The organism is Streptomyces sp. NBC_01622 (assembly GCF_045209635.1).
Taxonomy (GTDB): domain Bacteria; phylum Actinomycetota; class Actinomycetes; order Streptomycetales; family Streptomycetaceae; genus Streptomyces.
The window spans coordinates 6,118,815-6,131,545 of the sequence record NZ_CP109293.1 but is presented as its reverse complement, the minus strand read 5'-3'; the positions used below and the strand labels follow the sequence as shown (position 1 = coordinate 6,131,545).

Here is a 12,731-nt window from a genome sequence, read left to right as displayed (position 1 = left end):
CTTCGCCGTATCACTTTCCGCGTGAGCTGCCGGAAATCACTCAGAGATCGCCGTGTTACGTACCGCCTCTAACGTCCCCTCATGGCGGACATATTTGACGCATACGCATTGGCCGATGCGTGGGACGAGATGTTTGTGCGGCCGGGTGAGGTCAGAACCGCCTACGAGCCGGTACTGGCGGCACTCCAGCCGATCGAGCCGAGTGAACTGCGCTTCCGCGCGGACCAGATGGCCCGCGCGTTCACCGACCGAGGGGTGACCTACGCCTTCGCGGGCGAGGAACGGCCCTGGCCACTGGACCTGGTGCCGAGGATCATCGACGCGCTGGAGTGGGACCTCATCCAGCGCGGGGTGGCACAGAGAGTGCGGGCCCTGGAGGCCTATCTCTCCGACGCCTACTCGCACTGCCACGCCTTCGAGGACGGGGTCGTGCCCTGGCGGCTGCTCCTCAACTCGGCCCATTTCCACCGGGCCGCGCAGGGCGTCGAGCCACCGGGCGGGGTCCGTATCCATGTCGCCGGCATCGACCTGGTCCGGGACGAGGCCGGGGACATCCGGGTCCTGGAGGACAACGTGCGGGTCCCCAGCGGGGTTTCGTACGTCATCGAGAACCGCAGAGCCATGACCCGGATCTTCCCGTCCCTCTTCGCCGAGCAGCACGTGGTGCCGGTCGACGGGTACGCGGGACGGCTCCTCGCCGCACTGCGGGCCGCCGCGCCCGCCGGCACGACGGACCCGAGGGTCGTGGTCCTCACCCCGGGCCCGAGCAACGCCGCCTACTTCGAACACGCCCTGCTCGCAAGGCTGATGGGCGTCCAACTGGTGGAGGGCCACGACCTGGTCTGCCGCAACAACCGGGTCTGGATGCGGACCACGCGCGGCGAGGTGCCCGTCCATGTCGTATACCGGCGCCTCGACGACGACTTCCTCGACCCGCTGCACTTCCGCCCCGACTCGGTGATCGGCTGCCCGGGCATCATGAACGCCGCCCAGGCCGGGAACGTCACACTCGCGAACGCGGTGGGCAACGGCATCGCCGACGACAAGCTCCTCTACACCTACGTCCCCGACCTCATCCGTTACTACCTCTCCGAGGAACCGATTCTCCCGAACGTGGACTCGTACCGCCCCGACGAGCCGGGCCAGCTGGAGGCGGTCCTCGACCAGATCGACCAGCTGGTCGTGAAGCCCGTCGACGGCGCCGGCGGCATGGGCATCGTCATCGGCCCCAAGGCGGACGCGAAGACCCTCGAACGCACTCGCAAAGCCGTCGCCGCCGACCCGCGCGGCTGGATCGCCCAGCGCCCCGTCGCCCTGTCCACCTCCCCCACCCTCGCGGGTGAACGCATGGCACCGCGCCACATCGACCTGCGCCCGTTCGCCGTGAACGACGGCACCGACGTCTGGGTACTCCCCGGCGGCCTCACCCGCGTCGCCCTCCAGGAGGGCAACCTGATCGTCAACTCCAGCCAGGGCGGCGGCTCCAAGGACACCTGGGTGCTCGCCGAAGGTCCCACCGAACAGCCCGCCACGCTGACCGCGGAGGGCGAACTGCCCGAGGTGGCACCCCGCCAGCTCGGCCCCGACGGCAACCCCACGGTCGTACAGGAAGGGGCGCAGCAGCAGTGAACGACGTGATCCTCTCCCGGATAGCCGAGGCCCTGACGTGGACGGGCCGTTACGTCGAGCGCGCCGACATCACCGGGCGCATCCTCGACGCCTATCTGCACCGACTGCTGGAGGACCCCTGGCGCGACGAGGACGTGGCCTGCCGGTCGCTGTACGCGATCCTCGGGGTCGACGCGGGCGGTGAACGCGTCGACATGCAGCAGGTGTTGGACCAGCTCGCCTTCGACGCCCGCTCCACCTGCTCCATCGAGGGCGCCCTCGGCGCCGCCCGCCTCAACGCCCGCAGCGCCCGCGAGGCCGTCTCCTCGGAGATGTGGGAGTGCCTCAACTCCACCTGGCACGCGCTCGCCGACCAACGCCTCGCGGCCCGCCGTACCGGTCCCTACGCCTATCTCGAACTCGTGCGCAGACGCGCCGCGTTGTTCTTCGGCCTCGCCGACTCCACGATGAGCCGCGACGACAGCTGGCGTTTCGTCGTCCTCGGCCGGAGTCTTGAACGGGTGGACATGACCGTACGGCTGCTGTCGGTACGGGTGCTGGACGCCGCCCACGCGCCCGACTGGCCCACGCTGCTGAGCGCTTCGGGCGCCGACGAGGCGTACGCGCGGGTGTACGGCGGCTTCGGCGACACCCCGCGCGTGGCCGAATTCCTGCTCCTGGACCGGGACTTCCCGCGCTCGGCACTGCACGCACTGACCACCGCCGAGGAGTGCCTCACGGCGCTCGGCCGCCAGCGCCAGGACCCCGCGCGCCGCCCCATCGGCCGGCTCCGCACCCGCCTCGAATACCTGGACTCGCACGCCCTGGAAGAACAACTCCCCGCCCTCCTCAAGGACTTGCAGCACGCCTGCATGGCCTCGGCGGAGGCCGTCGCGGAACTGTTCTTCCCGTACCAGGGGCCCGTCGAATGGGCCCAGGAAGGAGCCTGAGATGACCCGTAGGCTTCGCATCCGCCACACCACCCGCGTGTCGTACGCCCAGGCGGCCGTCTCCTCCCACAACGAGGTGCGGATGACCCCGCTGACCCTCCCCGGCCAGACCACGCTGGACGCGCGCGTCACCGTGAACCCCACGACACCCACCTGGTCGTACTGGGACTACTGGGGCACCCAGGTCACCGGCTTCGACCTGATGGACCCCCACGCCGACCTCACGATCACCGCGTCGAGCCTGGTCGAGACGTCCCCGCCGGACTCGCTCGGCCCCGCGCCCAGCTGGCAGGAGGTGACCGAACGGACCACGAACTCCCGTCTGTTGGAGTTCATCGGCCCCACCGTCCGTACGACGGTCCCGCCCAAGCTGCTGAAGAAGGCGCGCAAGGCGGCCGTAGGACTCGATCCGCACGAGACGGCCGTCGCGGTCTCGGCGCTGGTCGCCGACCGGGTGGCGTACCTCCCCGGCGTCACCGGAGTGAACACCTCCGCCGCCGAGGCCTGGGAACAGGGCGCGGGCGTCTGCCAGGACATCGCGCACGTCACCATCGCCCTGCTGCGCGGCCTCGGCCTGCCCACCCGCTATGTCTCCGGCTACCTCCACCCCGAGCGCGAGGCGGAGCTGCACCGCCCGGTGGCCGGCCAGAGCCACGCCTGGGTCGAGTACTGGGCGGGCGACTGGTGCGGCTACGACCCCACCAACCGGACCCGGCCCGACGAGTCCCATGTGGTCGTCGGACGCGGGCGGGACTACGACGACGTGACCCCGCACAAGGGGATCTACCGGGGGGTGGCCGGCGGGCCGCCGGAGGTGACGGTGGAGTTCACGCGGGTGGCATGAGCGAACGGCGGCGGGGCCGTCTGCCGACGGCGCGTCTGATCGACTTCCCGTACCTTCCCCCGGCAGGCATCATGTTGGCCGACAGGGGGAGTTACGGGGAAGGTGTGCCATGGACGTGCTGCTGAGACTGGCTCCGGCCGCCGACGCGGACCGCGAGGAGACCGAGCGGCTCGTCGCCCGGGTCCGGACCGAACTGCGCGAACTCGACCTGGACGCGCTGCAGTTGCACATCGCGCCCGGCGCGGTGGCGCCCTCCGGGGCCAAGGGCGTCGACCCGGTGACCGTGGGCGCCGTGGTGCTGGCGCTGAGCGCCCCGGGCGGGGTCCTCATCGCACTCGTCGAGACCCTGCGGGACTGGCTCGGCCGGCAGTCCGCCCGGCACCGCGTCTCGGTCACCATCGACGGCGACACCATCGAACTGGAGCGGGCGTCCGCCGACGAACGCCGGGAACTGGTCGACGCGTTCGTCCGCCGGCACGGATCGGACGCCGAGTAGCCGTGGGACGGAAACTGGCCCTCCTGATCGCCAACTACACCTACGAGGACGAGGGGTTGCGGCGACTGACCGCGCCCGCGCACGACGCGGAGGCGCTCGCCGAGGTGCTGCGCGACCCGGACATCGCCGCCTTCGACGAGGTCACCGTCCTGGTCGACGAACCGCACCACCGCATCGGCCAGGCCATCGGCGAGTTCTTCAGCGACCGCCGCCACGACGACCTCACCCTGCTCTACTTCACCGGCCACGGCCTCAAGGACGACGAGGGCCAGCTCCACCTCGCCACGGCCGACACCCGCCGCGACAACCTGCTGTTCACCTCGCTGCCCGCCGAACGGATCGACCGGGCGATGACGGCCTGCATGTCACGCCGTCAGGTACTGATCCTCGACTGCTGCTACAGCGGCGCCTTCCCGGCCGCCCGGCTGGCCGCCAAGGGCGACACCGACGTGCGGACCCTGGACAAGTTCCACGGCCGCGGCCGTACGGTGCTCACCGCCTCCGACGCCACCCAGTACTCCTTCGAGGGCGACCGGGTCAGCGGCAGTGCCCCGCAGTCCGTCTTCACCCGCCATCTGGTGCGGGGCCTGCGCGACGGCAGCGCCGACCTCGACGGGGACGGCGACATCACCCTCGACGAGCTGTACTCCTACGTCCACGACCACGTCGTGGCCGAACTGCCGCACCAGCGGCCCAAGAAACAGGAGAACGTCGAGGGCCGTATCGTCATCGCCCGGAACGTCAACTGGGCGCTGCCCGCGCAGATCCGGGTCGCGCTGGACAGCCCGATCGCCCTGGTACGGCTCGGCGCCGTGGAGCCACTCGCCCACCTGCGCCGCTTCGGCAACGCGACGGTGCGCCACCGCGCGGAGGAGGAACTCCGGCGCCTGACGGAGGACGACAGCCGCAGCGTGTCGGGCGCGGCGGCAGCACATCTCCAGGACGGGCCTGCCGCCGAGGCCCCGGCCGCCCCGCCGGTCACCGCGCCAACACCCGCCCCCGCCAAGGCGGTTCCCGCGCCCGCGCCGACTCCCGCCCCCGCCAAGGCAGTTCCCCCGCCCCCGGCGCCCGGCACCGAGTTGTGGAGCTTCCAGACCGACAACTGCGTGCGGTCCACACCGACCGTGGTGGACGGGGTGGTGTACGTGGGCGGCGACGGCGGCTCCCTGCACGCCGTGGACGCGGCCACCGGGCGGCGGCGCTGGAGCCGCGCACTCAACGGCGGCCCCGTACGGTCGACCCCGGCCGTCCGCGGCGATCTCGTGTACGCCACCGCCGGCCGGACCCTGTACGCGACCGACACGGGCACCGGACAGGGGCGCTGGGACTTCGCCGAGCAGAGGACGGGCGTGTCCGCGACGGTGGGAATCGTCGCCGACCGGGTGTGCGTCGGCAACAGCGGCACGCTGTACGCGCTGGACGCCGAACACGGCACCCCGCACTGGCGCTACGCCGTCGGCATGACGGCGCTCCAGTGGGTCGCGATGGACGGTCCGCTGGCGATCATCGGCAACCAGGGCAACCACGTGTACGCCCTCGACGCCTACACCCGGCGCAAGAAGTGGAGCGTCCGCGTCGTGGACAGCCCCGTCTCCGGCCCCTCCGCCCTGTCCGACGGAATCCTCTACGTCGGCAACCAGCGCGGCGAGGTGCACGCCCTCGACACCGCGAACGGGCAGCGGAAGTGGCGCCACGACACCGGCAGCGCCGTCCGCTCGGCCCCCACGGTCGCGAACGGCACGGTCTACGTGGGAAACGACGACGAGCGCCTGTACGCCCTCGACGCGGCCACCGGCGAGGTCCAGTGGCGCTTCACGGCCATGGGCCCGGTCCGCACCACCCCGGCGGTCACCGGCACCGCCGTCCACTTCGGCAGCGACGACGGCAGCGTCTACGCCGTGGACACCGTCACCGGCCGGGAGCGCTGGCGCTTCCCGACCGGCGGGCCCGTGGTCTCCTCGCCGGTCGTCGTCGACGGAGTGCTCTACGTGGGCAGCGACGACACCCGGCTCCACGCCGTCTTGGCCGCCGACTGAACCCGCCCTACTTCAGGTTGTCCGCCGCGCACGCCGACTTGTACTTGCTGGTGCAGATGTCGGAGATCTTGTAGATCCCGTCCGCGACCACCGTCGACTTGATGTTGTCCTTCGTCAGCGCGACCACGGACACCAGCTGCGAGGGGATCTTCTTGTTGGTGGGGCTGTCCACCGAGTCACGGGTGAGGGCGTCGAACTCGATGTCCCGGCCCTGCACCTTGGCGACCGCGATCTTCGCGGCGGCCTCGGCCAGGTCGGGGTAAGGCTTGTAGACGCTCATGTACTGCTCGCCGGTCACGATCCGCTGCACGGCGGGGAGTTCGGCGTCCTGGCCGGTGATGGGCGGCATCTGCGTCACGCCCGCGTTCTGCAGGGCCTTGATGATGCCGCCGGCCATCGCGTCGTTGGCGGAGTACACCGCGGCGATGTTGTCCTTGCCGAGCTTGTCGATCGCCTTGGTCATCTCCGACTGGGCGATGACCGGGTCCCAGGCCTTGGTGTCGTAGCTCGCGGCGACCGTCACCTTGCCCTGCAGCTCGGACAGCGCCCCCGCCTTGAACACCCCTGCGTTGGGGTCGGTCGGCGAGCCGTTGATCATGACGACCTTGTCGGAGGTGTCCACATTGCTGCCGAGCGCCTCGACCAGGGAGCGGCCCTGCACCTCGCCGACGAGTTCGCCGTCGAAGGAGACGTACGCGTCGATCGGCCCCTCGGCCAGGCGGTCGTAGGCGATGACCGGGATGCCGGCGGCCTTGGCCTTCTTCACCATGGGCAGGATGAGGTGCGAGTCGACGGCGTCGAGCACGATGATGTCGACCTTCTGGTCGATCATCGCCTGCATCTGCTTGTCCTGGGCGCTCGCGACACCGCCGGCGTTCTGGTACTCGGCCTTGCCCTTCTTGTCGGTGAGTTCACTGACCGTCGACTTGATGATCGGGAAGTCGAACTCCGCGTACCGCGTGTTCGTCTTCTCCGGCATCAGGACGCCCACCGTGATGTCGTTGCCCTTGGCCGGGGTGGCGTCCGAGCTGCTCCCCGACGAGTTGAGCACGCCACAGGCGGCCAGGGGCAGGGCCAGCGAGGACGCGGCCACGGATATGGCGATACGACGCATTGGGTTGCTCACTTCTGGTGCCGTCCGGACGTGGGTGCAGCATTGCAACCCAGGTGACTGAAAAGCCAACGCGGCAGCGGCCATCGGCGTCAAGCGGAACTACTTAACGAGATGGCAACATCACGTTCCGTTTGTATGTGGAGACCTTGCGGAATCCCATCCAAACGCTCTTTACCGACCCTCCACTCAACGGGAGTTCATGAGTGGGCAAAGATCGCACAACCGTGCAGGGGCCCGGAGGCGGGTGAGCCTCCGGGCCCCTGCACGGTTGTGCGCGCGTCAGTCCGAGGACTGCCGCTTCGGCCGCCACACCACCAGCGCGCTGGTCTGCTGGACCTCCTGATACGGCACCAGGTCCCGGCGGTAGGAGGCGTGCACGGCGGCCTCGCGCTGCTGCATCGTCGCCGCCGCTCCCTCGACCGCCGCCTGGAGTTCGGCGACGCGCTGCTGGAGCGCCACGACCTGGTTCTCCAGCTCGATGATGCGCTTGATGCCCGCCAGGTTGATGCCCTCGGTCTGCGACAACTGCTGGACGGTGCGCAGCAGTTCGATGTCGCGGGCCGAGTAGCGCCGGCCCCGCCCGGCCGTGCGGTCCGGGGAGACCAGGCCGAGGCGGTCGTACTGGCGCAGCGTCTGCGGGTGCAGACCGGAGAGCTGGGCCGCCACCGAGATGACGTAGACCGGGGTCTCCTCGGTCAGCTCGTACGGGTTGCGTCGACGGCCGTCCATCTCTGTCATGCTCCCTTCGCGGCCTGGAACAGCTCCGCCCGCGGGTCCTCACCCGCGGTGGCCTCTCTGTACGCCTCAAGCGCGTCACGAGCATTCCCCGTGACGTCCTTGGGGACACTCACCTCGACGGTCACGAGGAGATCGCCCCGGGTGCCGTCCTTGCGGAAGGCGCCCTTGCCGCGGGCCCGCATGGTACGGCCGTTGGGCGTGCCCGGCGGCAGCTTCAGCGTCACCGGCGGCCCGCCCAGGGTGGGCACCCTGACCTCGCCGCCCAGCGCCGCCTCGGCGAACGTCACCGGGACCGTCACCGTCAGGTTGTCGTCCCTGCGGCCGAACACGGGGTGCGTGTCGACGTGCACCATGACGTACAAGTCGCCCGCGGGGCCGCCCCGTTCACCCGGTGCACCCTTGCCGCGCAGCCGGATGCGCTGGCCGTCGGTGACCCCCGCGGGGATCCGGACCTGCATGGTCCGCGACGACTTGGCGCGCCCGCTGCCCTTGCACTCGGCGCACGGGTGCTCGGCGATCAGGCCCCGGCCCTTGCAGTCCGGGCACGGGTCCGTGAGCGAGAAACCGCCGCCGGAGCCGCGCGCCACCTGGCCGGTGCCGACACAGGTCGGGCACACGCGCGGTGTGCCGTTCTTGTCGCCGGTGCCCGAACAGGCCTTGCAGGGCTGCTGCGAGGACATCCGCAGCGGGACCGTGGCTCCTTCGATGGCCTCCGTGAAGCTGAGCGTGACCTCGGACTCGATGTCCTGGCCGCGCCTGGGCTGGGTCCGGGTCGTGCCCGCGCCGCCCCGGTTGAACAAGCCGCCGAACACGTCCCCGATCCCGCCGCCGAATCCGCCGGCACCCCCGGCGCCGCCGCCCTGCGCACCGCCTCCGAAGAGGTCGCCCAGGTCGAAGTTGAAGTTGCCGGCGCCCGCGCCGCCCGGCCCCGGGCGGAAGCCGCCGTTGCCGAACAGCGCGCGGGCGTCGTCGTACTCCTTGCGCTTCTTGGGGTCACCGAGGATGTCGTTGGCCTCGGAGATCTCCTTGAAGCGCTCCTCGGCCTTGGCGTTGCCCTTGTTGGCGTCCGGGTGGAACTCGCGGGCGAGCTTCCGGTACGCCTTCTTGATCTCGGCCTCGGTGGCGTCCTTGGGCACGCCGAGGACCTTGTAGTAGTCCTTCTCGATGAAGTCCTTGGTGCTCATCCTCGACGTCCCTCCTTCCGCCCGGTGTCTGCGTCAGCCCTCCTCAGGGCCGTTGTCCTTCTCGTCGCCGGCCTCGGACTCGTCCTCGGCCTTGACCGCCTGCGCACCGGGCTGCGGTTCGGCCACGGCCACCCGCGCGGGGCGGATGGTGCGCTCGCCGATGCGATACCCGGGCTGCAGGATCGCCACGCAGGTCGTCTCGGTGACGTCCGGCGCGTACGAGTGCATCAGGGCCTCGTGGATCGTCGGGTCGAAGGGCTCGCCCTCCTTGCCGAACTGCTGCAGTCCCATCTTCGCCGCGGCGGTCTCCAGCGACTCCGCCACCGACTTGAAACCGCCGACGAGTTCACCGTGTTCCCGCGCGCGGCCGATGTCGTCGAGCGTGGGCATCAGCTCGGTCAGGAGGTTCGCCACGGCGATCTCCTTGACCGCGACCCGGTCGCGCTCGACCCGGCGGCGGTAGTTCTGGAACTCGGCCTGGAGCCGCTGGAGGTCCGCGGTGCGCTCTTCGAGCGCCTTGCGCACCTGGTCCAGCTGGGCCGTCAGACCGGCGATCTGTGCACTTGCGTCCCCTGCCGGGGCCGCCCCCTCCCCCGTGGAGGGGGAGGCGGCCTTCGGCTCGGCGTCTTCGGGGGTGGCGCCGGAGGGGACGTCGGGCTTCTCGTCGAAGCCCGGGGTCTCCTCCGTCACGCGGCACCGTCCTTGCGCTCGTCGTCCACGATCTCGGCGTCCACCACGTCGTCGTCCGCCTTGGGCGCCTCGGCACCCGGGGCGTCGCCGCCCGCGGCCTGCCCGGCCTGGGCGTCGGCGTACATGGCCTGGCCGACCTTCTGCGAGACCGCGGCGACCTTCTCGGTGGCGGTGCGGATCTCGGCGGTGTCCTCGCCCTTGAGCGCGGCCTTCAGCTCCTCGACGGCGGCCTCGACCTCGGTCTTGACGTCGCCGGGGACCTTGTCCTCGTTGTCCTTGAGGAACTTCTCCGTCTGGTAGACGAGCTGCTCGCCCTGGTTGCGGGACTCGGCGGCCTCGCGGCGGCGGTGGTCCTCGTCCGCGTACTGCTCGGCCTCCTGGCGCATGCGGTCGACCTCGTCCTTCGGCAGCGAGGAGCCGCCGGTGACGGTCATCTTCTGCTCCTTGCCGGTGCCGAGGTCCTTGGCCGTGACATGCATGATGCCGTTGGCGTCGATGTCGAAGGAGACCTCGATCTGCGGGACACCGCGCGGGGCCGGCGGCAGACCGGTCAGCTCGAACATCCCGAGCTTCTTGTTGTACGCCGCGATCTCGCGCTCGCCCTGGTAGACCTGGATCTGCACGGAGGGCTGGTTGTCCTCGGCGGTGGTGAAGATCTCGGACCGCTTGGTCGGGATCGTCGTGTTCCGCTCGATCAGCTTGGTCATGATGCCGCCCTTGGTCTCGATACCGAGGGACAGCGGGGTGACGTCGAGGAGCAGGACGTCCTTGACCTCGCCCTTGAGGACACCGGCCTGGAGGGACGCGCCGATGGCGACGACCTCGTCCGGGTTGACGCCCTTGTTGGCGTCCTGGCCGCCGGTGAGCTCCTTGACGATCTCGGCGACGGCGGGCATACGGGTGGAGCCACCGACGAGGACGACGTGGTCGATCTCGTTGATGGAGATGCCGGCGTCCTTGATGACGTTGTGGAACGGCGTCTTGCAGCGCTCCAGCAGGTCGGCCGTCAGCTGCTGGAACTGGGCGCGGGTGAGCTTCTCGTCCAGGTGCAGCGGGCCCTCGGCGGACGCCGTGATGTAGGGCAGGTTGATCGAGGTCTCGGTGGAGCTGGACAGCTCGATCTTGGCCTTCTCGGCAGCCTCACGGAGACGCTGGAGGGCCATCTTGTCCTTGCCCAGGTCGACGCCGTGACCGGCGGCGAACTGCTTCACCAGGTAGTCGACGACCCGCTGGTCCCAGTCGTCACCACCGAGGTGGTTGTCGCCGTTGGTGGCCTTCACCTCGACGACGCCGTCACCGATCTCCAGGAGGGACACGTCGAAGGTGCCGCCGCCGAGGTCGAAGACGAGGATCGTCTGGTCGTCCTTGTCGAGCCCGTACGCCAGCGCGGCGGCCGTCGGCTCGTTCACGATGCGCAGGACGTTCAGGCCCGCGATCTCGCCGGCCTCCTTCGTCGCCTGGCGCTCGGAGTCGTTGAAGTAGGCCGGGACGGTGATGACCGCGTCCGTGACCTTCTCGCCCAGGTAGGCCTCGGCGTCGCGCTTCAGCTTCTGCAGGATGAAGGCGCTCATCTGCTGCGGGTTGAAGTGCTTCCCGTCGAGCTCGATCTTCCAGTCCGTGCCCATGTGGCGCTTCACGGAGCGGATGGTCCGGTCTACGTTCGTGACCGCCTGGCGCTTGGCGACCTCGCCGACGAGCACTTCGCCGTTCTTGGCGAAGGCGACGACGGACGGCGTGGTCCTGGCGCCCTCTGCGTTGGTGATGACGGTGGGCTCGCCGCCTTCAAGAACGCTGACGACGGAGTTAGTCGTGCCCAGGTCGATGCCGACCGCACGTGCCATGGTTGATTCCTCCAGCAATGACTTGAGTGGAACGGGCTCAAGTGTGCACCACACTCATCGCTGGGTCAACAGAGCTGAGTCGAGCAGGCTCAACTCTTATCCGTTCCTTACACGCAACTGGGCCCCGACCTGCGACGATCCGGCCCGCCGCACCCCGTGGACAGATACTTTCAGCAGTCCGAGTACGACGATCAGGGCCCCGCCCGCCACCCACATCACGGCGGATTCACCCGCCCACCCGTTGTGCACGAGCACTCCGACAAGCACTCCGGAGAACCCCGCGACCCCGAGGAGCACCACCGCGCCCTGCGGAGTGAACCCCAACCGCCGCAGCCGGTGGGCGAGATGGTCCGGGCCGCCCCGCAGCAGCGGCCGCCCGGCCAGCCGCCGCGACAGCAGCACCAGGACGGCGTCGGCGCTCGCGAGGGCGGTGAGCGCGAACAGCACACCCGCACTGGACGCGAGGTCGTGCCCGGCCCGCGTGACCACGGCCGCCGAGGCGAGCACGAAGCCCGTGAACAGCGACCCGCAGGCGCCGAGCGCGATCCGCGCGGGATGCCAGTTGTGCATCAGGAACCCGGTGAGCGCGGCGGCCAGCACACTCAACAACACCGCGAGCCCGTCCATCACCTCCAGCGCGGCGCAGGCCCCCACCCCGAAGGCGGTGACCACCCCCACGGTCCCCGCGAGCCCGTCGGCGTGATCGAGCCCCTTGAAGGCGGCGGCGACGAACACGATCCAGGCCGCGGCCAACAGCCCGCCGGGCACCCCGAGTTCCCCGTACGGCACGACACAGGCCGCCGCCACCGCCATACCGAGCACCAGGACCCGTGTCTTCAGCCGCCACACGTCGGCGACGAGCCCGAGCGCGGCCACGGCGGAGCCGGCGACCAGCAGGCCGCCGACGTCGTCACCCAGCGGCGCGACGCCGGTCCAGTCGCACCCCCAGGTGACCGCCGCGACGGCGATCACGACGGCCAGTCCCCCGAGCAGCGGTACCGGGCGCGTGCGCCGCCGCCGGTCGACGATCCGGGCACGCAGGGCGGGCACCCGGAGCAGCGCGGCGAGGAGGGCGGAGAGGAGCAGGGCGGTCGTGGCGGCGAGAATCCCGTAGAGCACGACTCCAAATTAGACGCAAATGCACCAATTCAGTACGAATAACACGATCGGACCGTCACAGGTTTTTAAGGCGACCCTCAGCGACATAGATCACCGCACGGCTGGCTACAG

At 70.2% G+C, this 12,731-nt stretch carries 11 protein-coding genes; 5 read left to right on the top strand and 6 right to left on the bottom strand.

What is annotated here, in order from left to right; all coding sequences use genetic code 11:
• Positions 1-81 precede the first annotated feature (81 nt).
• The 5 genes from OH768_RS28175 (at position 82) to OH768_RS28155 (ending at position 5,934) form a co-directional block, all read left to right on the top strand.
• Positions 82-1,629 carry a circularly permuted type 2 ATP-grasp protein gene (locus OH768_RS28175; protein WP_406458144.1) on the top strand — a complete coding sequence of 516 codons (1,548 nt, stop codon included), beginning with the start codon at positions 82-84 and terminating at the stop codon, positions 1,627-1,629.
• Positions 1,626-2,558 (top strand): alpha-E domain-containing protein, encoded by a 933-nt coding sequence (locus OH768_RS28170; RefSeq protein WP_406458142.1) that lies wholly within the window; start codon positions 1,626-1,628, stop codon positions 2,556-2,558. Before OH768_RS28175 ends, OH768_RS28170 begins: the two co-directional genes overlap by 4 nt.
• A gap of 1 nt (position 2,559) precedes the next feature.
• On the top strand, positions 2,560-3,402 hold the full coding sequence (locus OH768_RS28165; RefSeq protein WP_406458140.1) for a transglutaminase domain-containing protein: 843 nt from the start codon (positions 2,560-2,562) through the stop codon (positions 3,400-3,402).
• A gap of 109 nt (positions 3,403-3,511) precedes the next feature.
• Positions 3,512-3,898, top strand: a complete 387-nt coding sequence (locus OH768_RS28160; RefSeq protein ID WP_406458138.1) for a hypothetical protein — start codon at positions 3,512-3,514, stop codon at positions 3,896-3,898.
• Positions 3,899-3,900: 2 nt separating this feature from the next.
• The gene (locus OH768_RS28155; protein ID WP_406458136.1) at positions 3,901-5,934 is read left to right on the top strand and encodes a PQQ-binding-like beta-propeller repeat protein; all 2,034 of its coding nucleotides are present in this window, start codon (positions 3,901-3,903) and stop codon (positions 5,932-5,934) included.
• A gap of 7 nt (positions 5,935-5,941) precedes the next feature.
• On the opposite strand, the gene OH768_RS28150 is transcribed toward OH768_RS28155, so the two are convergent.
• The 6 genes from OH768_RS28150 to OH768_RS28125 all read right to left on the bottom strand — a co-directional run bounded on the left by OH768_RS28150 (position 5,942) and on the right by OH768_RS28125 (position 12,620).
• Complete coding sequence (locus tag OH768_RS28150; RefSeq protein ID WP_406458134.1) at positions 5,942-7,048, bottom strand: sugar ABC transporter substrate-binding protein; 1,107 nt, start codon at positions 7,046-7,048, stop codon at positions 5,942-5,944.
• Between the two features lie 279 nt (positions 7,049-7,327).
• Positions 7,328-7,777 carry a heat shock protein transcriptional repressor HspR gene (locus tag OH768_RS28145; protein ID WP_317882840.1) on the bottom strand — a complete coding sequence of 150 codons (450 nt, stop codon included), beginning with the start codon at positions 7,775-7,777 and terminating at the stop codon, positions 7,328-7,330.
• Between the two features lie 5 nt (positions 7,778-7,782).
• Complete coding sequence (gene dnaJ, locus OH768_RS28140) at positions 7,783-8,970, bottom strand: molecular chaperone DnaJ (protein ID WP_359611579.1); 1,188 nt, start codon at positions 8,968-8,970, stop codon at positions 7,783-7,785.
• A 33-nt stretch (positions 8,971-9,003) separates the two neighbouring features.
• Positions 9,004-9,660 (bottom strand): nucleotide exchange factor GrpE, encoded by a 657-nt coding sequence (gene grpE, locus OH768_RS28135; protein WP_406458131.1) that lies wholly within the window; start codon positions 9,658-9,660, stop codon positions 9,004-9,006.
• Complete coding sequence (gene dnaK / locus OH768_RS28130; protein ID WP_406458129.1) at positions 9,657-11,501, bottom strand: molecular chaperone DnaK; 1,845 nt, start codon at positions 11,499-11,501, stop codon at positions 9,657-9,659. Before dnaK ends, grpE begins: the two co-directional genes overlap by 4 nt.
• A gap of 96 nt (positions 11,502-11,597) precedes the next feature.
• Positions 11,598-12,620, bottom strand: coding sequence for an MraY family glycosyltransferase (locus OH768_RS28125; protein ID WP_406458127.1), 1,023 nt, complete (start codon positions 12,618-12,620; stop codon positions 11,598-11,600).
• Positions 12,621-12,731 lie beyond the last annotated feature (111 nt).